The sequence below is a fragment of the Leuconostoc mesenteroides subsp. mesenteroides ATCC 8293 genome, from assembly GCF_000014445.1.
In the GTDB taxonomy this organism is placed as follows: Bacteria; Bacillota; Bacilli; order Lactobacillales; family Lactobacillaceae; genus Leuconostoc; species Leuconostoc mesenteroides.
Map to the genome: position 1 here is coordinate 329,262 of NC_008531.1, position 26,633 is coordinate 355,894.

General features: G+C 37.6%; 21 protein-coding genes. 20 read left to right on the forward strand and 1 reads right to left on the reverse strand.

Annotated features, from left to right (window positions below; genetic code table 11):
• Positions 1-73 precede the first annotated feature (73 nt).
• The 20 genes from yajC to LEUM_RS01925 all read left to right on the forward strand — a co-directional run bounded on the left by yajC (position 74) and on the right by LEUM_RS01925 (position 25,797).
• Positions 74-436, forward strand: coding sequence for a preprotein translocase subunit YajC (gene yajC, locus LEUM_RS01830; protein WP_011679240.1), 363 nt, complete (start codon positions 74-76; stop codon positions 434-436).
• Between the two features lie 57 nt (positions 437-493).
• Positions 494-1,228 (forward strand): alpha/beta fold hydrolase, encoded by a 735-nt coding sequence (locus LEUM_RS01835; protein WP_011679241.1) that lies wholly within the window; start codon positions 494-496, stop codon positions 1,226-1,228.
• Entirely contained in the window at positions 1,215-3,749 is a 2,535-nt protein-coding gene (gene mprF / locus LEUM_RS01840; RefSeq protein WP_011679242.1) for a bifunctional lysylphosphatidylglycerol flippase/synthetase MprF, read from the forward strand. The genes LEUM_RS01835 and mprF overlap by 14 nt, the downstream gene beginning before the upstream one ends.
• Positions 3,750-3,806: 57 nt before the next feature.
• Entirely contained in the window at positions 3,807-4,460 is a 654-nt protein-coding gene (locus LEUM_RS01845) for a YfbR-like 5'-deoxynucleotidase (RefSeq protein ID WP_004164739.1), read from the forward strand.
• A gap of 1 nt (position 4,461) precedes the next feature.
• A complete protein-coding gene (locus LEUM_RS01850) occupies positions 4,462-4,956 on the forward strand; it encodes an NUDIX domain-containing protein (RefSeq protein ID WP_011679243.1) in 495 nt (164 codons plus the stop codon).
• Positions 4,953-5,609: a histidine phosphatase family protein gene (locus LEUM_RS01855; RefSeq protein WP_011679244.1), complete on the forward strand. Its 657-nt coding sequence runs from the start codon at positions 4,953-4,955 to the stop codon at positions 5,607-5,609. Before LEUM_RS01850 ends, LEUM_RS01855 begins: the two co-directional genes overlap by 4 nt.
• 198 nt (positions 5,610-5,807) lie before the next feature.
• Complete coding sequence (locus tag LEUM_RS01860; protein ID WP_011679245.1) at positions 5,808-6,998, forward strand: MFS transporter; 1,191 nt, start codon at positions 5,808-5,810, stop codon at positions 6,996-6,998.
• A gap of 2 nt (positions 6,999-7,000) precedes the next feature.
• Positions 7,001-8,479, forward strand: coding sequence for a sucrose phosphorylase (gtfA, locus tag LEUM_RS01865; RefSeq protein WP_011679246.1), 1,479 nt, complete (start codon positions 7,001-7,003; stop codon positions 8,477-8,479).
• Between the two features lie 195 nt (positions 8,480-8,674).
• Entirely contained in the window at positions 8,675-10,393 is a 1,719-nt protein-coding gene (locus LEUM_RS01870; RefSeq protein ID WP_011679247.1) for an ABC transporter ATP-binding protein, read from the forward strand.
• Positions 10,393-12,174, forward strand: coding sequence for an ABC transporter ATP-binding protein (locus LEUM_RS01875; protein WP_011679248.1), 1,782 nt, complete (start codon positions 10,393-10,395; stop codon positions 12,172-12,174). Before LEUM_RS01870 ends, LEUM_RS01875 begins: the two co-directional genes overlap by 1 nt.
• A 178-nt stretch (positions 12,175-12,352) precedes the next feature.
• Entirely contained in the window at positions 12,353-13,579 is a 1,227-nt protein-coding gene (locus LEUM_RS01880; RefSeq protein WP_011679249.1) for a glycosyltransferase family 4 protein, read from the forward strand.
• Positions 13,580-14,587: an LTA glycolipid anchor biosynthesis glycosyltransferase, IagA/BgsA family gene (locus LEUM_RS01885; protein ID WP_011679250.1), complete on the forward strand. Its 1,008-nt coding sequence runs from the start codon at positions 13,580-13,582 to the stop codon at positions 14,585-14,587.
• A gap of 9 nt (positions 14,588-14,596) precedes the next feature.
• Positions 14,597-15,634: a lysylphosphatidylglycerol synthase transmembrane domain-containing protein gene (locus LEUM_RS01890; RefSeq protein WP_011679251.1), complete on the forward strand. Its 1,038-nt coding sequence runs from the start codon at positions 14,597-14,599 to the stop codon at positions 15,632-15,634.
• Positions 15,627-15,890 carry a YkuJ family protein gene (locus LEUM_RS01895; RefSeq protein ID WP_011679252.1) on the forward strand — a complete coding sequence of 88 codons (264 nt, stop codon included), beginning with the start codon at positions 15,627-15,629 and terminating at the stop codon, positions 15,888-15,890. The genes LEUM_RS01890 and LEUM_RS01895 overlap by 8 nt, the downstream gene beginning before the upstream one ends.
• 51 nt (positions 15,891-15,941) lie before the next feature.
• Positions 15,942-18,080 (forward strand): LTA synthase family protein, encoded by a 2,139-nt coding sequence (locus LEUM_RS01900; protein ID WP_041775226.1) that lies wholly within the window; start codon positions 15,942-15,944, stop codon positions 18,078-18,080.
• Positions 18,081-18,196: 116 nt separating this feature from the next.
• Complete coding sequence (uvrB, locus tag LEUM_RS01905) at positions 18,197-20,206, forward strand: excinuclease ABC subunit UvrB (RefSeq protein WP_011679254.1); 2,010 nt, start codon at positions 18,197-18,199, stop codon at positions 20,204-20,206.
• A 31-nt stretch (positions 20,207-20,237) separates the two neighbouring features.
• Positions 20,238-23,096, forward strand: a complete 2,859-nt coding sequence (uvrA, locus tag LEUM_RS01910; protein ID WP_011679255.1) for an excinuclease ABC subunit UvrA — start codon at positions 20,238-20,240, stop codon at positions 23,094-23,096.
• Between the two features lie 97 nt (positions 23,097-23,193).
• Positions 23,194-24,162 (forward strand): gluconeogenesis factor YvcK family protein, encoded by a 969-nt coding sequence (locus LEUM_RS01915; protein ID WP_011679256.1) that lies wholly within the window; start codon positions 23,194-23,196, stop codon positions 24,160-24,162.
• The gene (whiA, locus tag LEUM_RS01920) at positions 24,163-25,107 is read left to right on the forward strand and encodes a DNA-binding protein WhiA (protein ID WP_011679257.1); all 945 of its coding nucleotides are present in this window, start codon (positions 24,163-24,165) and stop codon (positions 25,105-25,107) included.
• Between the two features lie 87 nt (positions 25,108-25,194).
• Positions 25,195-25,797, forward strand: coding sequence for an ATP-dependent Clp protease proteolytic subunit (locus LEUM_RS01925; RefSeq protein WP_004164719.1), 603 nt, complete (start codon positions 25,195-25,197; stop codon positions 25,795-25,797).
• Between the two features lie 71 nt (positions 25,798-25,868).
• On the opposite strand, the gene cbpA is transcribed toward LEUM_RS01925, so the two are convergent.
• On the reverse strand, positions 25,869-26,513 hold the full coding sequence (cbpA, locus tag LEUM_RS01930; protein WP_011679258.1) for a cyclic di-AMP binding protein CbpA: 645 nt from the start codon (positions 26,511-26,513) through the stop codon (positions 25,869-25,871).
• Positions 26,514-26,633: the final 120 nt, after the last annotated feature.

Sequence of the window (26,633 nt, forward strand, 5' to 3'; positions counted from 1 at the left end):
ATTAGCAAAATGAGTAAAAGTTACCGTGAAATGGAACGCGTAGCTAAACTCGCTTAGGAAAGTAGGAGTTAGAATGTCGTTGAATTTGATTTTGCCATTAGTAATTATTGTGGCAATGTTCTGGTTTATGTCACGTCAGCAAAAGAAGCAACGTGAACAACAACAAAATATGCAAAAAAGTTTGCAAAAAGGTAGCAAAGTTGTTACAATTGGTGGTTTGCACGCAGTTGTTGATAGCGTGGATAATGCTGCAAAGACTGTTGATTTAGATGCTGAAGGTGTTATTTTAACATATGAATTATCAGCTATTCGTTCTATCAGCAATCCAGTAGATACTGAAAAGCCAACTGTGGCTGATATTACACCTGCTGATAAGGTCGAAGAAACAAGTGAAAAAATTACTGACGATGCTGAAAAGCCAGCAGATGACAAGTAATATATAGTGGCAGTATAATAAAAGGAAGCGCAAGCTTCCTTTTATTATGGAGAAAATATGAAAACAGTCACAAAAGTTATGTCGGATGGTACAAAAATTGTATATGATGAATACGGTAATGATCAGTTGAAGACTGTTTTTTTATTACATGGTAATGGTAGCTCAGCCCACTATTTTAAACGTCAATTACCCAGTTATACAGCGTACTTTCACGTTATTGCAATAGATTCTCGAGGACACGGTCGTTCCACCAATACTAAAAAATCTATTGATATGGCAGATGTGATTCGTGATATCGATGAATTGAGACGAGAGCTGTCTATCGATAAAATAATCATAGTTGGTTATAGTGATGGCGCTAATATTGCATTGAAATATGCCGTTGAAAATCAGAATCATGTTTCTAGAATGGTTTTGAACGCACCTAATGTAACAGCAGATGGTGTTTATCGTATTTTATGGTGGGGGGATGCTATTGCACGATTTGGAACTGAATTATTTTCACCAATTAGTCAGAAAGCTCGTCGCCGTCATATGCAACTACATGTCATGAGTGAACCATTGGATATTACACGGGCACAATTAAAGGTGTTAACAATACCGATATTATTTGTTATTGGGCAATTTGATATCGTTAAACGGCAACACATTGAAAGTATTTCCAAAATTATGCCGGTTGCCAAAGTTATGATTCTGCGTGGGCATGGGCATTTCGTAACCTACACAAATCCGCGGAAGTTTGCACAGTTGATTACACCATTTTTACTTGGGGGAAAGCATGAAGGGCATTAATCACGTTTTATCAAAGTTAATTATATTAGTTATTACGTTGGTGCTGATTACTCAGCTGTTCATTATGACACGAGAAATCACGTGGCATGCAATATTGTCGACAATGAATGATATTGCTTGGTGGCAAATGGTGTTGCTACTTATAGCTGGATTTTTGGTGATCATGCCAATGTTATTCAATGATCTTATTTTGCGCGAATGGCAAGGCTACGGACTAACTACGAGTGAAATGTTACAGCGTGCGTGGTTAGTTAATGTTTTTAACTTAAATGCTGGTTTTATTGGTATTTTAAGTGTATTTTTACGACGTATTTTTTATAATGATCAACCAAAACAAAAGCCGATTAAGCCGTATATACAAATGTACATACTCGGTCAAAGTGGTCTACTCTTCGCAACTGTCGTTGCTTTTGTCATTTTAATATTAGATGCCAATAAACAATTAACTGAACAATTAGTGTGGTTAGCCCTGTTTATTTTAGTGGCTATCATAGGGATAATTGTTTCCTTTAGTAAGCGGATAAATATTTGGCAAAGTTTGAACAGCACAGTTGTTGCACGTTTCATAATTAACTCAGTTATTACGCTGTCCGCTCAAGTGGGGTTGTTTATATTAATAGGTCGTATTATTGACATTGATATTGGTCCTTCAGAAATCATACTTAGTTTTATTATTTCTAGTGCAATTGCTCTGATTACCATGACACCCGGAACTTGGGGTTCGTTTGACGTTGCGATTATTATTATGTTGTCGTTTTTTGATGTAGCTCGTGTGGATAGTTTTATTTGGCTCATATTATATCGTGTTAGTTATAATTTGTTTCCTTTATTGAGCGCTGTGGCTCTTTTGTTTTTACGTATTTCTAAACGAATCAATGCTAGTTTTCGAGGTGTACCGCATTATGTTGCCCAATCAGTTGTTCACCAATTTTTGATTATTATACTCTATTTATCTGGTATGTTGCTTGTCTTAGCAGGGACGATGCCCAAAGTTGCAGAACAAATATTTGTTTTTAATCACCTACGTTCTTGGCCGGTCACATATACTTTAATCAACCAATTACCCAATATTTTATTTGGTTTTTTGATCCTAATTAGTGCACGTGGCATTGCTAATCGTGTACAACGCGCTTATGGGGCGACTATTGTTGTCTTATTGCTAGTAGCTACATACGTATTTTTCTTTTATCAGTATGTGGCACCGTTGTTTTTTATAGCCGTTATTTTGATAGCGGTGTTATTTAGTAAAAAGTCTCTGTATAGAAAGCAATTTATTCACTCTTGGGAAGAGCAGGCTGTGGATTTTCTGATTTGGGCGACGCTAATTATTAGTTATTTGGCTTTGGGCGTGGTTAATCTACCTCCAATTCATCGCCATTTTCGTCATGTTGGCAACATGCCATCCATGCATTGGTGGTACGTAGGTCTTATTATTATCAGTGTTGTCTCTGTTTCTGGTTTAGCTTTGTCTAAATTTTTGCATTCACAGCAGATCCCGCTTGGTGTGGGGTTAGATGAAGCAAGAGTGAACAAAGTTCTGACTATTGGTGATAATCACTACACTAATCTCGTTTTTCTGGGGGATAAAAGACTATATTTTTATCGAATTGATGATGAAGATGTTGTGGGTATTCAGTTTCGAATTATTAACAACAAGGCGATGGTTATGGGGGACCCTTTTGGGAACGAAAAGTACTTTGCTGCTGCGATGGAGCAATTTGTAAACGAAGCGGACGTACTTGGTTATATGCCAGTTTTTTATGAAATTAGCGAAAACATTGCCATGATGGCTCATGAATTTGGTTATGATTTTTTTAAACTTGGTGAGGAAGCATTAGTTATTCTTGATGATTTTTCGACTGCTGGTAAAAAAATGCAGAATATTCGTTCAGAAATGAATCAAGCAACGCGTGCTGGTTTCAAATTCAAGGTATTAGAACCACCATTTAAGCATGACGTGTTGCAGCAAATGCAACTAATTAGTGATGAATGGCTTGCTGGACGTGAAGAAAAAGGATATTCACTCGGATTCTTTGATGAAAATTATTTGCAGCGTGGTCCAATAGCTGTACTTGAAAAAGAAGGACAAATCGAAGCGTTTGCAACGTTAGTGACTTCATATACAGAACAACAAATGACAGTTGACTTAATGAGATTTACGCATGCTGCTCCGAATGGTGTCATGGATGTTTTATTCGTCAACGTATTTGATTATGCTAAACAGCGGCATTTTAAAATATTTAATTTAGGTATGTCACCTTTGGCTAATGTTGGCCAGCATCGTCAAAGTTTTGGACGTGAGCGCTTGGCTAATTTGGTCTATCAATTTGGTTCAAAGGTTTATTCCTTTGAAGGATTGCATCATTATAAAAATAAATTTACCAAAGTTTGGCAACCTATGTACATTGGCTACTCAAGAAAAAGTAGCATTATTGCCGTTATGTTTGGATTGCTGAAAATAGACAACAAAGGAGTGAAACATGCACCAAAAAGCGATATGAGATATACTAGAAGCAATTAAAATAGGAGGAAAAACATTTAGGATAGCGTTATAATTTGCTAAATGTTCTGATAGTTAATGGCAATGCATCAATATTTCATGGGAATGAGTCAGCTTGAACTCATTAACCGAGCTCCAGGTTTTTTTAAATACCAGCCCCATAGTGTAGCGGCACATTCATGGAAAGTAACTCAAATTGCTCAATTTTTAGCCGATGTCGAGGAACAAAATGGCGCTCAAATTAATTGGAAATCAGTTTATGAAAAAGCTTTAAATCACGATTATACAGAAAGATTTATCGGCGACATTAAAACGCCAGTGAAATATGCGACGTCAACATTGCGTTCCATGTTAGCTGATGTTGAAGAATCAATGACTGAAAACTTTATTAAAACAGAAATTCCTGAACAATTTCAAGCCGCATACACACGACGCCTAGGCGAAGGGAAAGATGACACGATTGAGGGCAAAATTTTATCTATTTCTGATAAAATTGATCTTCTCTATGAAGCATACGGTGAATTAGAAAAGTTTAACCCTGAACCCGTTTTTGTGAATATTTTTCAAAGCAGCTTGGAAGCGCTCGCCGAATTTAAAGATATGGCCAGTGTGAAGTATTTGGCAAAAGAAATATTACCAGAAGTTTTTAAAGAAGATTTTATTCATAAGGATTTATTGTTTGACCTAGCTAAAAGTTTGTTACCTGATTTTGCCGAGGTGGTTAATAATTAATATGGAAAAAAATTACATTGCGCGCATGCGTGAAAAAGTTGGGCACGAAGGCATGATATTTGTCTCTGCATTTGGCGTATTGTGGAACGACACACATGACGCAATATTACTAGAAAAACGTTGGGACTCCGATGAAGGCTGGGGCTTCCCTGGTGGTTATCTTGAGTATGGCGACTCACCAATGCAGGCTGTTACACGAGAATTTAAAGAAGAAACTAACCTTGATGTTAAAGTTACTCGTATGTTAGGGATCGCCACAAATGAGGTTAAAAAAAATTCTTGGGGTGATGCGCAAGAAACCATTGGAATTGGTTTTGAAGTTGAGCATGTTGGTGGTGAGATGTTGAAAGATGGTACTGAAACGCTTGATTTACAATTTGTGCCTGTTCATCCAGAACCTAAAATGTTCGTCCCACAAGCACAAAAAACAATGCATCTTATATTGACGCAAAACGAGATTAGTGAACAACCTTGGATGAGGGAGAAAAACGAATGAAACTTTATGTTGTACGTCATGGTCAGACCATATTTAATACATTAAACAAAGTGCAGGGATGGGCTGATACACCGCTAACCAAGAAAGGTGAAAAAGATGGCCAGGAAGCTGGGAAAAGATTAAAAAACGTAGCTTTTGACGTAGCTTTTTCTTCTGATACTTCACGTGCTATGCATACGGCAGAATATATCCTAGCTGAAAATATCCACGAGCATACTAAGCTACAAATTACACCAGAGTGGCGTGAATACTTTTTCGGTAGCTTTGAGGGTGGTAGTAATGATGTGATGTGGGGTGCTGTGGCTAAAGAATTTGGCGTAAATAAAGGCACACCAGATGCTATTGCTGCAGAAGTTCAAGACATGACAGCGATTATGAATAAAATTTACGAAGTGGATCCAGAGCATCTAGGTGAGAACGCCACACGTTTTTGGCAAAGAATAGACGCTGCATTGGAAAAACTCCTGATGACACAAAAAGCCAATGCTAATGTCTTGTTAGTTACGCACGGTCAGCTCATTGGTAATTTGGCACAGCACTATGGCCATTTTCTCGGGGCCGAAAGACCAAAAAATGGTGCTGTGGCAGTTTTCAATCTTGATGACGACGGTTTGCAAGTGGAACTTTTTAATGATGTTAACACCGTATTTTGATAAAATATGGTTAATATTTTATATTTTTTTAAGGATTAAATTTAGCCAAACAAATCGTTTAATGATAATGTTTTCATTGTTGTTTCAGAAAACATACTCGTTATTTTCTTCACAAAAATTGTATTAAACGATTGACATTTTATGGTGGAACCGGTTACAATATTATGGTAAGCGATTATCATAATTGAAGGAGATAATATGGTTAAACAAGATAGCCTGCTCACTAAAATTGCTTTTTTGGGCATTTCATTTGTCTTGACAAGTGCATACGCTATTAACGGCGCATTGCCACAAATGACAGAGGCGTTGCATATTTCATCCACCGAAGCGCAAGTGCTGGCCACTACACCTTCTATTACTGTGACTATTTTTGTTCTTTTGAGTAGCTTTATAGCTGCTAAATTAGGTGATAAAAATACAATCATTTTAGGTGTAACATTGGTCGGAATTGCTGGAATGATACCATTTTTTACCGATTCATATGTGATCATTTTAGCATCACGAACGGTGTTAGGTGCTGGATTTGGTATTTTCAACTCACTGGCAGTGTCCATGATTGCTGTGATGTACAACGGAAAAACACGTTCTTCGATGCTTGGATACCGTGCAGCTGCTGAACAAGTTGGACAAGCTGTATTAACATTGTTAGCAGGATTGTTGTTAGCGTTTGGTTGGCACGCAACATTTTTGGTATACCTAATTGCATTTCCGATTTTGTTCTTGTTCATTAAGCGGGTTCCTGATACATCAGAAATGACACCGCTTAAGACAGAAACGACGGACAGTACACAGGTAGAAGAGGTAACTCGTATTAGTCCATTGGTATTGGTACTGACATTCTTTGCTGCTTTCCTTGTTATTGATTATATGGCCATTCAACTTAGCTTTCCATTTATGGCGGCTGACTTGAAGGGCGACGGATACAATACCTCACCAATATTGTCAGCTATGCTGATTGCAGCAACAATTGGTGGTGTAACATATGGTTGGTTTATGGCAAAGTTTGGTCGTTTCACACTACAAATTGGATTAGTATTAATGGCGATTTCAAATTTCTTGGTCGCATTTTCAAATGGTAACTTTGGTATGTTGATTTTAGGGGTTTTATTAATAGGATTCCCCCTACAATTAATTTCACCATTTATTTTTAATCAATTACCAAAGTTGGCACCACTTGCACGTCAGTCATTGGTAACGTCAATCATATTAATCGGATTTAACGTTGGTGTATTCATTGAACCGATTGTAGTTGCAGCTTTTGCAAAGATGATTGGTCATGGCGGTGGTAGCGCTGCTTCTTCAGCATATGCTACTATTCCATATCTGGGTTCGGTACTTCTTATTATCGCAATTATTACAGTTATAACTAATAGAAAACAGGAGAAATAACTATGGAAATTCAAAATAAAGCAATGCTCATCACATACGCTGATTCATTGGGTAAAAACTTGAAGGATGTTCGCAAAGTCTTGAAAGAAGATATTGGTGATGCAATTGGTGGTGTTCACTTGTTGCCATTTTTCCCATCAACGGGAGACCGCGGTTTTGCACCTTCTGATTACACACGTGTTGATTCAGCATTTGGTGATTGGAGTGATGTAGAAGCATTAGGTGAAGAATATTACTTGATGTTTGATTTCATGATTAACCATATTTCACGTGAATCTGTTATGTATCAAGATTTCAAGAAGAATCATGATGAATCAAAATATAAGGATTTCTTCATTCGCTGGGAAAAGTTCTGGGCCAAGGCTGGTGAAAACCGTCCAACACAAGCCGATGTTGACTTGATTTACAAGCGTAAGGATAAGGCACCAACTCAAGAAATTACTTTTGATGATGGTACAACTGAAAACTTGTGGAACACATTTGGTGATGAACAAATTGATATCGATGTAAACTCAGCTATCGCTAAAGAATTTATCAAGACAACGCTTGAAGACATGGTGAAGCATGGAGCTAACTTGATTCGTTTGGATGCCTTTGCATACGCTGTTAAAAAAGTTGATACAAATGACTTCTTCGTTGAACCTGAAATCTGGGATACATTGAACGAGGTTCGTGAAATTTTGACACCTTTGAAGGCCGAAATTTTGCCAGAAATCCATGAACACTATTCAATTCCTAAGAAGATCAATGATCATGGTTACTTCACATATGATTTTGCTTTGCCAATGACGACACTTTATACATTGTATTCAGGTAAAACAAATCAATTGGCTAAATGGTTGAAGATGTCACCAATGAAGCAATTTACTACTTTGGATACGCACGACGGTATAGGTGTTGTTGATGCGCGTGACGTCTTGACTGATGAAGAAATTGATTATGCATCTGAAGAGTTATACAAAGTTGGTGCTAACGTGAAGAAGACTTACTCTTCTGCTTCATACAACAACTTGGATATCTACCAAATCAACTCAACATATTACTCAGCTTTGGGAAATGATGATGCTGCGTACTTGCTAAGCCGTATCTTCCAAGTGTTCGCTCCTGGTATTCCACAAATCTACTATGTTGGTTTGTTGGCCGGTGAAAATGATATTGAATTACTTGAATCTTCAAAAGAAGGTCGTAACATCAACCGTCATTACTACTCAGTTGATGAAGTTAAGGAAGAAGTTAAGCGCCCAGTTGTTGCTAAGTTGTTGAAGCTTTTGTCATGGCGTAACAACTTTGCTGCATTTGATTTGGACGGATCAATTGACGTTGAAACACCATCTGATACAACTATCAAGATTACTCGTAAGGATAAGTCTGGTGAAAATGTTGCAGTCTTGGTTGCCAACGCTGCCGATAAGACATTCACAATCACTGCAAATGGTGAAGAAATCTTAGCCAACACAGAAGCTGATAAGCAACAATTGTAATTTTAAATATATGAATGATTAAAAAATCAGTACGAAGAGTACTGGTTTTTTATGTACTTAAAAATAGTGAATAATTGGTATATTTTACATTGACAGGCAAAGTAATCTTTCCTATACTAGTTGCGTGTTAAATAGTTGAAAAATAGTATTCGATAGCGTAATATTAGTTTTTAATGTCTTGAAAGAGGAAATGAAATGCAAATTTTAAAAGAACATGCAAAGCCTTATGCTCGTGATATTATGTTTTCAATTATTGCGGTGGTGATAATGGCTGTTGCATCATTGTGGCAACCACGATTGCTTCAGCAAGTTATGAAAGCAATTATCGCTGATGATCAAAATAAGGTTGTTGCTTACGGATTTCAACTGTTATTTTTAGCTTTAATCGGATTGGTTGCTGGTGTAATTAATACAATTTTTGCCTCCAAAGTTTCACAGGCGATTGCTGCAGATATTCGTGCACACGAGTATAAAAAAATACAATCATTTTCATTTGGTAATATTGAAAAATTTTCAGCGGGTAACTTGGTTGTCCGTATGACAAATGATGTCAATCAAGTGCAGCAATTAATCATGATGATTTTACAGTCTTTGACACGCATTCCAATATTGTTTGTTGGAGCCTTTATTTTGGCATTGATTACATTGCCACGTTTATGGTGGATTGTAATTTTAATGGTTGTACTGATTTTTGTATCTTCGCAAGTGATTTTTAAACAAATGGGGAAGTTTTTCTCCAAAATTCAAACACTAATTGATAAGACGAATACGTTGGCCAAGGAAAATCTTCAGGGTGTTCGTGTTGTCAAGTCTTTTAACCAAGAAAAAAATGAAACAAACCGTTTTACGGATAATTCTAATGAGTTGACGCGTGTCAACACGACTGTTGGCTACTTATTTTCGACTATGATGCCGATGTTCATGTTAATATCTTATGTTGCCATCGGTACAGCTATTTGGTTCGTAGGTCGCGATGTTGTCAAACATCCCAATGATTTAGTTGCGATTGCTTCTTTTACTTCTTACTTAATGCAAATATTCTTTGCCATTATGATTGGTGGTATGATGGCTACCTTTGCATCTCGTGGTTTTGTCTCGCTAAGACGTATTAAAGAAATTTTAGATACGACTCCAGACTTAACGTACGCTCAAGATGCGCCTGATCGTGATTTGAATGGAAATATTTCATTCAAAAATGTTTCTTTCACCTATCCTGGAGATACTAAACCAGCTTTGAAAAACGTATCGTTTGATATCGAAGCAGGTGAGATGATCGGTATCGTTGGTGCAACTGGATCAGGTAAAACAACACTTGCCCAATTAATCCCAAGATTGTATGATCCTACTGAAGGTGTGGTAGCTGTTGGTGGTGTGGATCTCAAAGCAGTAAACGAAAAGTCGTTGCGAGCTGCGGTTTCGTTTGTTCTACAAAAGGCCATATTGTTTAGTGGTACGATTGCAGCAAATTTGCGTCAAGGTAAAAAAGACGCTAATGAAAAGGATTTCCAAAAAGCTGTTGAAATTGCACAGGCTGCGGAGTTTGTTAATCGTTATGAAGATAATTTTGACCACATTGTTGAAGAGCGTTCTGCCAATTTTTCCGGTGGTCAAAAACAACGTCTTTCTATAGCAAGAGGTGTTGTTGGTAGTCCTAAAATATTGATTTTAGATGATTCAACATCGGCTTTAGATGCTCGATCCGAAAAGCTGGTTCAAGAAGCACTTGACCAGGAATTAAAAGGAACGACAACAATTGTAATTGCTGAAAAAATCAGTTCAGTTATTCATGCCAACCGCATTTTAGTAATGGATGAGGGTAAGGTAGTAGGCATCGGTGCACATCACGAGTTGCTTGAAACTTCACCGGTCTATGCTGAAATTTATCAAACACAGAAAGCGAAAGGGGCAGAATAATGACAGATATTAAACACGCAATTAAATATTTTGCAAAGTATCTTAAGCGTTATTGGTTAGCATTGTCTTTCGTAGTTGTTGTGACAATAGCCTCAACTTATTTCCAAGTTAAAGCACCAGTGTATATGGGAAAGGCAATTACAGAATTATCGACTTATTTAGGTCAATACTTGAATCCTCAAACGCATGCTGTTGCTAGCAAAACACCTTTCTATCATGCGCTGGAAGCAATGATGATTTTCTTTACTTTAACTGCAGTAACAATGTTCATTTCTAGTTTTATATCTAGTCGTATTAGTTCAGAGGCATCAGGCCGGATGAGAATTGGTCTATTTGCTAAATTGCAACGGATGACGATTAAATATTTTGACACGCATCAAGATGGCGAAATTTTATCTTTGTTTACGTCTGATTTAGATAATATTTTTAACGCGATGAACCAGGCCATTTTCCAACTTTTATCACAATTCGCTTTGTTTGTTGGTATCATTATTATGATGTTTCAGCAGAACGTCAAATTAGCATGGGTAACTATGGCTTCAACACCAGTTGCTATTATTGTCGCCTGGTTTGTGATCAGTCGTGCTAGAAAATATATTGACACGCAGCAAGATGAAACTGGCCGCATGAATGGTTATATTAATGAGCAAATCAATGGTGAGAAGATTATTATTACGCAAGGATTGCAACAAGAATCAATTGCTAATTTTGGTCCGTATAATGAACGAGTGAAGCAAGCTACTTTTAAAGGACAGATGTATTCTGGTATGCTGTTTCCTCTAATGCAAGGCTTGTCATTGTTGAACTTAGCTATTGTGATTTTCTTTGGGTCATGGTTAATTGTTCATGACGGTATGGATAAGTCGGTTGGTTTGGGATTAATTGTGGTGTTTGTTAACTATTCACAACAGTATTACCAACCAATCACACAAATTACATCTATTTATAATATGTTGCAGTTAGCTGTTACTGGTGCAAGACGCTTGAGCGATGTCCATGAACAAGCTGAAGAAGTTAACCCCGAAAGTGGTCAGAAATTAACTAATTTAAAGTCGGGTGTTACCCTAGAAAATATTCACTTTGGATACAATGATGACAAAGAAATTCTTCACGGTGTTTCAATTGACGTTAAAAAAGGGGAAATGATAGCCCTTGTTGGTCCGACCGGCTCAGGAAAGACAACGGTCATGAACTTATTGAATCGATTTTATGATGTGACTGAAGGATCCGTAAAGTTTGATGGCACCGACGTTCGTAAGTTAGACTTGAAGTCTTTACGTGATCATGTTGGCATTGTGTTACAGGAATCAGTATTATTTAGTGGTACTGTCGCAGATAATATTAAATTTGGTGAGCCAGATGCTACCGAAGAAGAAATGATTGATGCTGCCAAGCAGGCGAACATCCATGACTTTATTATGACACTTCCAGAAGGTTATCAGACCAAAGTAGATGACGAAAATTCGGTCTTTTCAACAGGTCAAAAACAATTATTATCAATCGCCCGCACAATTTTGACTAATCCGGATTTCTTAATATTAGATGAAGCAACATCTAATGTAGATACGGTGACAGAGGCAAAAATCCAAGCGGCGATGGATAATGTTATTGCTGGACGTACGAGTTTTGTTATTGCGCACCGATTGAAAACAATACTGGGTGCTGATAAAATTGTTGTTCTTAAAGATGGTCGAGTTATTGAAAAGGGCTCGCATCAAGAATTAGTTGCTGAAGGCGGATTTTATTCAGAATTGTACCATAATCAAATGGTATTTGATTAACATAGTAAAAATCAACAAATAGTTTGAAGTCCTGTGTTATAAAGGATGGAAAATAATTTGTTGTTTTTTTTTAGTGAAGAACAATTGCATCAGTATTCGACCATTTTTACGTAAAATGTTATAATAGCAGTATTGCTTTTATAGAAAATTTGTATATTTTTGAACATTGGAGAAAACAATGAACATTGGTTTGTTTACGGACACGTACTTTCCACAAGTCAGTGGAGTTGCGACTTCGATTAAGACACTTAAAGAAGCACTTGAAAGTCAGGGGCACGAAGTTTATATTTTTACATCTACTGACCCCAAGGTACCTAAAAATAAATTTGAATCGCATATTTATCGTTTTTCAAGCCTCCCATATCTTGGATTTAAAGATCGTCGACTAGCATTTCGTGGCTTGATTCAAGCTGTTGAAATTGCCAAATCTGTACAACTCGACATTGTACATACCCAAACAGAATTCTCTTTAGGTTTAATGGGTAAATTTGTGGCGCGACAGTTAAAAATTCCTGCTGTCCACACCTATCATACGATGTATGAAGACTACACCCATTATTTTGCTAAGGGGATGTTGATTGGACCGCATGGTGTGGGGCGTATTATGAAGGGATATATGGTTAGTATGGCAGGTGTTATTGCGCCGTCAAATCTCGTTCAAGATACGCTTCGTCGTTACGGTGTGACCGTGCCTATGAGAGTTATTCCGACAGGTGTTTGTTTACCAGAGCATGGTACGAAACAAACTAACTTACGAGAAAAGTATCACTTTTCTGAATTGCAGCCTATTGTTCTGTCGCTGGGACGCTTAGCGTTTGAAAAGAATATTAGTGTGACAATTTCCGTATTTTCTGAAGTATTACAGACAATACCCGAAGCACGTTTAGTAATTGCTGGTGATGGTCCAGCACGTAAATCTTTAGAAGAGCAGGTCGAAGAACTAGCGCTTGAAGACAAAATAATATTCACAGGGATGGTCAATCATGATGACATCTTTGATTATTATAAGATGTCGAATGTGTTTGTAAGTTCTTCAGATACTGAAACTCAAGGATTAACATTTATTGAGGCGATGGCAGCAGATAGACCATTTGTGGCTATACATTCACCTTACTTAGATAATTTAGTTGATAATGAAGCTATTGGTACGTTGGTGAGCGATTATGATGAACTACTAGCAGGTATCACAAAATATCTTAAACGACCAAATACAGAAGAAGATATTGCCTATCGGCATAAAAAAATGAAAGACGTGGATGCAAACACCTTTGCAACACGTGTTTTAGCATTTTATGATGATATTTTGGCCAGTTATCATGCTAGCGACGTGGAAGATGAGTATCCCAATGATGAAGAGGTGGGATATATGAAACGTATCTTACGTAATCCATTCAGGAGAAATTAATTGAAAGTTTTACTTTATTTTGAAAATCAAAATTTAATAGCTAAGTCTGGTATTGGACGTGCGTTAAAGTTACAAAAAGAAGCCTTATCTTACACAGATGTTGAAGTAACTACTGATACCCAGTCCCTTGATTACGATGTACTGCATATTAATACATACGGTGTGAATAGCCATCATATGGTCAATAAGGCACATAAATTGGGTAAAAAAGTTGTTTACCACGGTCATTCAACTTATGAAGATTTTCGGAATTCCTTTACTGGTTCTAATACCATTGCCCCGTTATTTAAACGATACTTAGTATCGCTTTATAGTAAGTCTGATGCGATTATTACGCCAACACCTTATTCGAAGCAGTTACTACGTGGATACCGTTTAAATCAACCAATTATTCCTATTTCTAATGGTATTCCCCTAGAAAAATATCAGCATGATGATGATAAAATAAAAAAGTTTCGTGAATACTTTGACTTGGCAGATGATCAAAAAGTGATTATGAGCGTGGGGCTTTTCTTTGAGCGAAAAGGTATTTTAGACTTCGTTGAACTAGCAAAAAGGCATCCTGAGCATGTTTTTATTTGGTTTGGCTACACTGATTTACGATTAGTACCTAATAAGATAAGTCGTTTGATAAAAGGTAATCATCCACGAAATTTAATTTTTCCTGGATATATTACTGGGGATGTCATTCGTGGTGCTTTTCAAGGTGCAGATTTGTTTTTGTATCCTTCTTACGAAGAAACGGAAGGCATTGTGGTACTAGAAGCTTTAGCTTCCAAGCAAAAGGTTTTGGTTCGTGACATTCCAGTATATAAAAAATGGTTACAGGATGGGGTAAATAGCTATAAAGCCCGTGATTTAGATGAGTTTGAAATCAAAATGCAAAAAATTTTAACTGGGGAATCACCAAATTTAAGTGAATCAGGCTATAAATTAGCTCAAACACGTGACCTACCTGAAATTGGAAAACAATTACAGGCGGTATATAAAATGGTGTTAGAAGGGTGAGTAATCGCGATGTTCAAACGTGATAGAGTATCAATGATTATCGTTGTTGTTCTGACGGCTATTGTCGTTTATTTTTTGACAAAAGAATTAAGTGGTAAAGGACACCAACTGTCCGTGGCGTTGGAAAATCTGGATTGGCATTGGTTACTGTTTGGCCTGTTCACGATGATTATATCAATTTTCCTTGAGGCGGCTGCTACAAGGGCCTTATTGAGCAAAGAAGATCGGCGCCATACCTCGGTTTTGTCCTTATTAAGAGTTCCGCTACTAAACTTATTGGGAACAGGAGTCACGCCATTTGCTACTGGAGGCCAGCCGGCACAACTATATGGTTTATCGCGATCTGGAGTAGAAACTGGGCGGGCGATGTCTGTTATTCTCATGAAGTTTTTAGTCTATCAAATTGTTGTTGTGGTATTCTTTATAATAGGCTATGTCTCTGCCGAACACTTTATTTATCAACAGGTTAATCCCACTTTCGCAACATTCATCCCCTTTGCCATAGCGATTCATGCTGTAGTAATTATTGGTATTATATTGGTTATGTTTTGGCCATCGTTAACATTACGCTTGGTCGATTTAGTGGCAATAGTTGTAAAAAAAATGATGCGTCGCGAGCGTTTTGAGCGATTAATTGCGAATGTTAAGCAAAAGATTGATAATTTTCATACCGAATCACGTCGCGTAATTAGCAGTTGGCAATCATTGGTTGGCGCCACTTTTTTTACGTCATTACAACTGATTACGTTCTATATGATACCTTATTTTGTCATACGTGCTTTCGGCTATCAGTCTGTCAATCCGTGGCTGATTGTAACGATGAATATTATGATTGTTATGGTGATTTCCTTGTTCCCAATCCCAGGTGGTGTTGGTGGTGCAGAGCTTAGCTTTCAATTATTGTTCTCACCTTTTGTTAAAAATCCAGCAACATTGATTCTCGTTATCTTACTTTGGCGATTTATTACTTATTATTTTGGTATCTTTGCAGGGATAATTGCTTACCTTATTCCTGCTCACCATGATAGGAGGAGTGACAATGCTTGACAACAAATACAATACGAGTGATTTGAAACAAATTTTATGTCGGTTACGTGCTATGATTGATTCAACAGATGGCAGCGTGCAAACGCGTCGATTTGATGCTTTTGGCATTGAAGCTTTACAGGTTACGTATGATCAATTGACAAGGATCTGGACAGTTCAGGAACATCGTGAAATTCGACAGTTTCAGTTTGATGATATTGATTTAGTTGCAATTGAAATTTATGATGTTTTACATGATTTCAAACTAATTTATTAGGAGGGTGCCCAACACATGCTATTAGGATGTTATCGGGCACGTTTATAACAAATGATAAGTTTATTAAAACGAATCTCAAATCCCAGAAACCTCTGGCACCAAGTTAAACGAACTATGGATACATCGGCGCCAATAGTTTGGTTTTTCATATTAAACGTCGTTCTTGTGTGGTTGAAGACGTATGCTGAATACCACATGAACTTTAATTTGGGTGTGGAAGGATCAACGCAGCAATTTTTGCTATTTTTGAATCCCATCCCGACGGCTATTATATTTTTAAGTATTTCCTTGTATTTTCGTGGCGTAACCAGTTATTGGTTGGCAATTATTTTTAATTTGATTCAGTCAATATGGTTATTTGCGAATATGCTATACTACAGAGAATTTTCAGATTTCTTATCCATGGGTATTTTGGGTTCGGGTAGTTCAACTGGAACAAATCTTGGTAAATCAATTGCGGCAATTATTCATTGGACGGATTATCTTGTCTTTATCGATATTGTGATCTTAATCTTGCTAGTGGTTTTCAAGCAATTAACGATTGATCATAAAGGCGTTCAAAAAAAATTTGCTATTTTAACGACGCTTTTTGGTGTCATCTTGATGTTAGTAGATTACGGCATCGCATCAACGGATCGTTCAGGTTTGTTGACCCGTTCGTTTGATAATAATTACATTGTTAAATATTTAGGATTGAATGAATATGCTGTATTTAACGCTGTACAAACTTATAATCAAACTGAAAGCCGGAAGCGAGCAAAGCCATCCGATTTAGCTAAAGTAAAAAAGTTTGTTGCTACGCAAAAACTGCCTGCCAATATTCAGTATTATGGTACGCAAAAAGGTAAGAACGTCTTTATGATTCATTTGGAATCATTTCAGCAGTTCTTAATAGATTATAAAGTTGATGGGCAGGAAGTCACACCCAACCTGAACCAGTTCTATCATGACCAAAACACACTAAGTTTCGATAACTTCTATAACCAAGTTGGTCAAGGGAAGACATCTGATGCGGAGATGATGCAAGAAAACTCACTATATGGTTTGGCTACAGGTTCTGCTATGGTCAAGTATGGTACGAGTAATACGTTTGAGTCATTACCAGCTATCTTAGGACAAAGAGGCTATACAACTGCTGCCTTTCACGGGGATGTTGCAAGTTTTTGGAATCGTGATAATACCTATAAATCATTTGGCTATAATTACTTTTTCTCTAAAGCTTATTATGCTAATGCAAACAAAGCAAACTATAACATTGGTTATGGGATGAAAGATAAAATTTTTCTGCGAGATAGTGCGAAGTATATTGAACAGCTCCCACAACCATTTTATGCGAAGTTAATAACCGTAACAAATCATTATCCATATGATTTGGATAAACAAAATATCAGTTTCCCAGCAACAAAAACTGGAGACAAAACTGTTGATGGTTATGTTCAAACTGCTCACTATTTGGATCAGGCATTCGCTGAGCTGATGAGTTATCTCAAAAAAGCTGGGTTGTATGACAATTCTGTATTTGTGCTGTATGGTGATCACTATGGAATTTCTGAAAATCATCAGGATGCTATTGCACAGCTACTTGGTAAAGATAAAATTACTAACAATGATTTAGCTACTTTCCAAAAAGTGCCATTCATGATTCATGCGACAGGGCTAAAAGGTGGTATTGACCATACATATGGTGGTGAAATTGATATGTTGCCAACTTTAATGGATGTGCTTGGCATCCCAGATAATAATATGACAATGTTTGGACAAGATATGCTATCCTCGAAGTACGATGGTAAAGTAGTTTTCCGTGATGGTGATTGGATAACGCCAACGTATACGAAATACAATAACCAGTATTTTAATACTACAACTGGTGATCAAGTTACGCTCAAATCAGATAAAAAGTTGCAAAAAGTGGCAAAACAAATGTCCGCTTATGCAACCAAAGTTTTGGGTTACTCCGATGCAGTTATTACAGGCGACTTATTGCGCTTTGATACTTCAAATTCTGATTTTAATCTTATTAACAAAAAGAATTATAATTATAAAAAAACAGAGGGACTGGCTTCGCTTAAAAAAGCACTCAAGTCTAATCCTTCGAGTGTATTAGCCAAGAACAAAGGCAAATCAACACTTAGCGACTATGTCACAGATGCACCGGAATTAAAAACAGATTCTGATGACGATGACAAGTAGTCACAAAAAACGAACAAAACGCTCATGTAGAACGTTTGTTCGTTTTTTGTTATAATGGGATGATAGTGTATTAATTGTGAAATAATACTGAGCAGATTTATGAAAAGAGAACGTCAATGATAGAGCGACAGATAGAACATGAATTTGAAATTAAGTCTAAATATGAACCAACCGGTGACCAGCCAAAAGCCATTGAAAAACTAGTTGGTGGAATCAACAATCATGTTAAAGAACAGATATTACTCGGAGCTACGGGAACAGGTAAAACATTTACCATTTCAAATGTCATTAAGGAAGTAAAAAAGCCAACGTTGGTTTTAAGTCACAATAAGACTTTAGCTGGGCAGTTATATGGTGAGCTAAAAGAATTTTTTCCTAACAATGCAGTAGAATATTTTGTCTCTTACTATGATTATTATCAGCCTGAAGCTTATGTCCCAAGTTCTGATACGTTTATTGAAAAAGATTCAGCTGTGAATGATGAAATCGATAAACTACGAAACTCCGCGACTAGTTCGTTACTTGAACGTAATGATGTCATTGTAGTTGCTTCCGTCAGTTCTATTTTTGGTTTAGGAGATCCGCACCAATATAAGGATCATGTTATCAGTTTGCGTGTTGGATATGAATATGAGCGTGATCAATTAATGCGTGATTTGATTGATGTGCAGTTTACTCGTAATGACATTGATTTTCATCGTGGAACGTTTCGTGTTCGTGGTGACGTGATCGAAATTTTTCCTGCCTCCCAAGATGAAATGGCTTTGCGAATTGAATTTTTTGGTGATGAAATTGATCGTATCCGAGAAATTAATTCTTTGACAGGAGAAACAATAGCAGAACGTGACCATGTAGCTATTTTTCCAGCAAAACATTTTATGACCGATGACGACCAAATGCAAGTGGCATTGGACGGTATCCGTCAAGAAATGAACACTCAGGTTGAGCTATTCAAAAAAGAAGGTAAGTTATTAGAGGCGCAGCGTATTAAACAACGTACAGAGTATGATTTGGCGATGCTCGAAGAAATGGGATTTGTTGGCGGCATTGAAAACTACTCACGTTGGATGGATGGTCGTCAAGCGGGTGAACCACCATTTACATTGATTGACTTTTTTCCAGATGATTTTTTGATTGTTATTGATGAAAGTCATGTTACCATGCCACAAATTCGCGGTATGTTTAATGGGGATAAAGCTAGAAAAGAAACGTTGGTTAACTATGGCTTTCGTTTGCCAAGCGCATTAGACAATCGGCCATTAAAACTTCCTGAATTCGAAAAACACGTTAACCAGATTATTTATATGTCAGCGACACCTGGTGATTATGAAAATGAGCGTGTCGATTCAAAACACGTTATTCAACAAATTATTCGACCAACGGGGTTGCTTGATCCAGAAGTTGAAGTGCGACCTGTTATGGGACAAATTGATGACTTGGTCGGGGAAATAACGAAGCGATCGGAGCGTGATGAACGTGTGTTTATCACAACGTTAACCAAACGTATGGCTGAGGACCTAACTGATTATTTGAAGGATTTGGGAATAAAAGTAGCTTATTTGCACGCGGATATCAAAACACTTGAACGTACGGAAATTATCCGTGATTTACGCTTGGGTAAATATGATGTTTTAATTGGTATTAACTTATTGCGTGAGGGGATTGATGTTCCTGAAGTATCCTTAGTAGCTATATTGGATGCTGATAAAGAAGGATTTTTGCGTAATCCACGTTCATTAATCCAAACTATTGGCCGTGCCGCACGTAATGAAAATGGACACGTTATCATGTATGCGGATAAGATGACTAGATCCATGCTTGAAGCTATTGATGAAACAGCCCGCAGGCGAGAAATTCAGATGCAATATAATACGCAACATGGTATTACACCGAAAACAATTAAGAAAGATATTCGTGACCTGATATCTGTCACACATGCTGCTACTGAAGAAAAAGTTGTTGATTTGACAAAGGTGGCGTTTAACGACTTACCTAAAGATGAGCAACAGTCTATTGTGGATAATATGACGAGTCAAATGAAGGCGGCTGCTAAGGCACTTGACTTTGAAGAGGCAGCTCAGTTACGCGATACGGTAATGGAATTAAAAACACGTGCTAATCTTTAATTGAACTGATATAAACGAAAAAGAGAAAATAATGGCAAAAGATCATATCGAAATACGCGGTGCTCGCGCTCATAATTTAAAAAATATTGATGTAAATATTCCTAAAAATCAACTCACAGTCGTTACTGGTCTATCTGGATCAGGTAAATCATCATTAGCTTTTGATACCCTATACGCAGAGGGGCAAAGGCGCTACGTGGAAAGTTTAAGTTCTTATGCACGCCAATTTTTAGGTCAAATGGACAAACCAGATGTCGATTCTATTGATGGTTTATCACCTGCTATTTCTATCGACCAAAAAACAACATCTAATAATCCACGCTCAACCGTTGGTACAGTGACTGAAATCAATGATTACTTCCGTTTACTATACGCACGTGTTGGGCGACCGGATGATCCAAAAGATGGTACAAAAATTATGTATACAATCGATCAAATGGTTGAATATACATTGAATAACCTGCCTGAGGGTACAAGATTACAAGTATTTGCACCAATCATTAGAGGAAAACGTGGATCGCATGAAACAGCATTTGACCATATGCGCAAACAGGGATATATTCGAGCTCGTGTAGATGGAGATATTATTGAGATTGATTCACAGCAGTTGAGTCTTAATAAAAACAAGCCTCACGACATTGACGTTATGATCGATCGAATTGTTTTACGTGGCAATTCTCGGTCACGTCTATTTGACTCGATTGAAGCAGCTGTTCGTTTGAATGACGGCCAAGTTGAACTTGATGTGGTAACTCGTGATGATGAAAATCCAGTTGCACCATTAAAGTTTTCTGACCACTATCTTGGAGAGTTGAAGGATTTTCGTGCAGGGCGATTAGAACCGCGCTTGTTCAGTTTCAATGCACCATTAGGAGCTTGTGAGTTTTGTCAAGGTTTGGGTGTCACGCGCGAAGTGGATATTGATTTAGTAATTCCGGACGATGCGAAAACCTTGAATGAGGGAGCTATTCTGCCATGGAATCCAATATCATCCAATTATTATCCGGAAATGTTGCGTCAATTTGCTGAGCAATTTGCTATTGACATGGACACACCATTTAATAAACTTCCTAAAAAACAACAAGATTTAATTCTGAATGGTTCTGATGAAAAGGATTTTCACTTCCATTATAAAAATGATTTTGGCGGGGTTCGTGATGTTGATATCCCCTTTGAGGGAGTAATAAATAACATTGCTCGCCGTTTCACGGAAACAAATTCAGATTTCACGCGCGAGCAAATGACTCATTATATGACAGAATTAAAGTGTAAAGCCTGTGGCGGTTATCGCCTAAACAAGGCCGCACTTTCAGTCAAAATTAATGGCAAACATATTGGTGAGGTGTCGGAGTTACCGGTTGATCAAGAATTGGCATTTTTTAATAGTGTTTCCTTGGGACAACAGGATAGTGAGATTGCCTCGCCTATTATCAAAGAAATTAAGGATCGTCTTGGCTTCCTACAAAGCGTAGGTTTAAAGTATTTAACACTTTCTCGTTCAGCACGAACGCTTTCTGGCGGAGAATCTCAGCGAATTCGTTTGGCTACTCAGATTGGATCTAATTTATCAGGAGTTCTTTATGTTTTAGATGAACCTTCCATTGGTTTGCACCAGCGTGACAATGATATGTTGCTAGAGTCAATGCATCGTATGCGTGACTTAGGAAATACCTTAGTTGTTGTCGAGCACGATGAAGATACAATGCGTGCGGCTGATTATTTGATAGATGTCGGCCCGGGTGCTGGTGCTTTGGGCGGTACTATTGTGGCTAGTGGCACGCCAGCTGAAGTTGAAGCCAACAAAAGCTCATTAACTGGACAATATTTATCTGGGAAAAAATTTATTGCAATACCTGCCAAGCGCCGAAAAGGGAATGGCAACTGGATTACGGTGAAAGGCGCCAAAGAAAATAACTTAAAAAACATTACTGCAAAGATACCTCTAGGAAAGTTTGTTGCGGTAACAGGTGTTTCAGGTTCTGGTAAATCAACATTAGTCAATACAGTGTTGAAGCGAGCTTTGAAGCAAAAACTAAATAATAACTCTGAAAAACCAGGTGCGTATCGATCGATTGAGGGCACTGAAAATATAGAACAAATAGTTGATATTGATCAATCACCAATTGGACGTACACCACGTTCTAATCCTGCGACCTATACAGGTGTATTCGATGATATTCGTGATTTGTTTTCACAAACAAATGAAGCTAAAATGCGTGGATACAACAAAGGACGCTTTTCATTTAACACAAAAGGTGGTCGTTGTGAGAATTGTCGTGGCGATGGTGTGATCAAAATAGAAATGAATTTCTTGCCTGATGTGTATGTAGCCTGTGAAGTTTGTGGTGGTACTCGTTATAATTCAGAAACGTTGGAAGTTACCTATAAAGGCAAAAATATATCACAAGTCTTAGACATGACTGCTTCAGAGGCACTTGAATTTTTCACGCCTATTCCAAAAATTGCTAAAAAGCTACAAACGATTAATGATGTGGGCTTGGGTTACGTAAAACTAGGGCAATCTGCAACGACCTTGTCAGGTGGTGAAGCCCAACGTATGAAATTGGCATCGGAACTTCATCGACGCACTAATGGTAAAACAATTTATATTCTGGATGAACCAACTACTGGTTTACATACTGACGACATTGCTCGCTTGCTAGAAGTGCTGGAACGGCTAGTAGATGCTGGCAATACTATTGTAGTTATTGAGCATAACTTGGATGTGATTAAGTCAGCTGATTGGATAATTGACATGGGTCCAGAAGGCGGCGCTGGTGGTGGAAAAGTTTTGGTCGCCGGCACACCTGAAAAGGTGATGAAAACGGCAGGATCTTATACCGGTAAGTACTTGAAAGAAGTAATTGAGCGCGATTTGTCACGAGCTTAAACAAGAAATCTCTCAAGCAACGACTAAAACCACCTAGCAATTTGTTGGGTGGTTTTGTGTTAAAATGAATGTAAGTATATGGAAGGTTAACTATTATATGAAACCCAAAATCGTCATTATTGGTGGTGGTTCGGGTCTACCTGTAATTATCAAGCCGCTTGTGAAACAAGAAGTTGATTTATCAGCAATTGTGACAGTGGCTGACGATGGTGGATCAAGTGGACTACTACGAAACTACATTAATATAGTACCTCCCGGAGATATTAGAAATATCCTCGTAGCAATGGCAGATACGGACGCGGAATTTTTAAAGGTTATGCAGTATCGTTTTGATGCAAAAGATGATTTTTTTGCCAAGCACGCTGTTGGAAATCTAATTATCGCTGCGATGACTGAAATGCATGGAAATATTTTTGATGCGGTGCAATATCTAGCTAATTTTATGCATGTTCAAGGGCATATTTATCCTGTTTCTAACGAGCCTCTAGTGCTACATGCTGAATTTAAGAATGGCAACACAGTTGCTGGAGAAGCTGAAATAACACATGCACATCAAACAATAGACCATGTTTGGGTAACAGGTGATGAACCGGGTGAAGAGCCTAAAGCTGCTCCAGAGGTTGTTGAAGCGATTTTGAGTGCGGACTTAATTGTCTATGGTCCCGGAAGTCTGTTTACATCAATTTTACCTAATGTAGTTGTGCCTGAAGTCCGTGAGGCATTACAGCTCACTAAAGCCAAGCAAGTTTACATTGCCAACATTATGACTCAAAAGGGCGAAACTGATGCTTATACAGATGCACAACATCTCCTTGCTTTAAATGCACATATTGGCATGCAAGCAATTGACTATGTCATTTCAAATAGTGAAAAGGTTCCTGATGATTTTGTCGACTTTCAAAAGTGGAATGAGGTTTCTAATCAGGTGAAGCTTGACGAGCAGGCAGTTGTGGTTCAAGGAGCAACTCAAATTTCAGGTGATTTTTTGCAGTTACGTGACGCTGGTGCATTTCATGATGGTCAAAAAATTACTGAAGAATTATTGAAAATTTTGGAGCAGTGCTAAATGTCATATGCAGCAGATGTAAAAAAAGAGCTGACTGGTTTGATTGTTCATGCCGGAAATGCAAAAGCTGAGTTGGCAGCTTTAATGAGAATGAACGGGGTTAGTACCCTTGGTTTTGATCAAACAATTCGGGTACAAACTGAAAACGCTGCCATTGCCCGTCGAATTTATACACTCTTAAAAGAAACTTACGTTGAAGTTGAAGTTGAAGTCAGCGTAACAGATCACAATCATTTATCACAACACAAATCCTATGGGGTATTACTAAAAACTAAGATTGATGAGGTACTGGATGATTTAGGTATTGATCCATTTGGCTTACATCCAGAAGTACCTCCGCGTATGCTAAATCAAGTTGACAAACGGCGTTCTTTTTTACGCGGTGCTTTTTTGGCTGCTGGATCAGTTAATTCACCAGAACGAGCTAACTATCATTTGGAAATTTATACGACCCACGAAGAACTAGCTGAGCAATTGATGATAATGATGCAAGAATTTGATTTGCCATCAAAAATTTCTGAGCGAGGTAATGGTTTTATTGTCTATTTGAAACGCGCAGAAAAAATCGTGGACTTTTTGCAAACAATTGGTGCGACTCAATCTATGCTCAAGTTTGAGGATATTCGTATGATGCGTGATATGCGTAATTCAGTTAATCGCCTGGTCAATGCTGAAACAGCAAACATGCAAAAAACAGCAATCGCAGCTAATAAACAAGTTAGTCAGATTAATTTAATTATTGATACATTGGGTAGTCTAGACATATTACCAAAAAAACTGCGTGACATCGCGAAGGCAAGATTAGAATATCCTGATGAAACGTTGGCAGAATTAGGTGAAGTACTAGATATTAGTAAATCAGGTGCTAACCATCGCATGCGTAAATTAACACAACTGGCAACAATGATTGAGCAAGGTATAGACTATGATTTAACAAAGTTGTAAAACTTTTTAGCACTCTCGTCTCTAATGTGCTAAAATATATATAAGTTAATTATTAAATTAACCACTCTAAGATATGAGGTAAAATATATGTGGCCAGGAGTTATTGAACAAACTGCCAATGGACGTGAAAATTATGATTTACCATCACGTTTGTTAAAAGATCGTATTATTTTGGTACAGGGCGAAATTGAAGATAGTATGGCAACATCAATCGTTGCGCAATTGCTATTCTTAGAAGCTCAAGATCCAACAAAAGAAATTTCTATGTATATCAATTCACCCGGAGGATCGGTGACAGCTGGATTATCAATCACTGATACAATGAATTTCATTAAGGCACCAGTAACAACTATTGTAATGGGCCTAGCGGCATCAATGGGAACAATCATTGCTGCATCCGGTGAAAAAGGGCATCGTTTTATGTTGCCAAATGCTGAATACCTCATCCACCAACCAATGGGCGGTGCTGCCGGTGGAACACAGCAAACTGACATGGCAATCATTGCAGAACAATTGACGAAGACACGTGCCAAGTTGAACAAAATTTTAGCTGATGCTTCAGGTAAGGATTTGAAGGTAATTGGCCGCGACACTGAACGTGATAATTGGATGAGTGCTGAAGAAACATTGGAATATGGTTTCATTGATGGTATTTTAACAAAATCAGGTGAAAAACCAGCAACAAAGTAATACGCAATACATGAAAAAAACACCATATCAAGGTTTTATTACCTTGGTGCGGTGTTTTTGTATACTACTTATTATCTAAAACGATTTAAATTTTCGACGCTTGAAACATGATAACCTTTCTTTTCTAAGCGTTTGATAAGTTTTTCCAATTGCTCGCTATCTTCTTGCAAGGGAAGCGTGAAGAGAACAGTTAAGGGTTTAAGCTCAGATTGAATGGTAAGTAGTGATTCAATATTTGAATAGCGTGTGATGATTTTAGAAATTTTGCTCAAATCCCCTTGAGTGTTATGTGTTGAAATAGCTATGGCAACACCCCCAGAACGGACTGACCAACTTTGTGACAATAAGTCCATTAAAGCATCGTGCGTAAAAATACCATAAAACTGATGATTTTCATCTAAGACAGCAATAAATGGTAAATCTCTAATCGCAAAAAAAACTTCATAAAATTTACTATTCGTGTAAATAAATTTTGTTGAGTTGCGCATAATGGCTGTTGCAGGTAAGTTCATATTCCCGTTTTTTGCAACGTGTTCAAAAACGTGTTGTTTATAGACATTACCACGAAAAAGCTTGCCTGATTCGTCAAGAATAGGCATGGTGCGTGTGTGTGCGTTTTCTGGGTCATTAAAAATATCGTACACTTCTTGAATTGTTGCATTTTCGGTTACGGTTGTTAACTCCGATTTAGGGATTACCAAAGATTTTTGAAACATTATCCTGTCCTAATCTAATTTTTTTATCATTAAATAGCCATACAATATGATAACACAAAATTGTAGTGTGTGCGTGGTATACTGAAGGTTAGATTATTTTAGAATGCTTTATGAGGAATA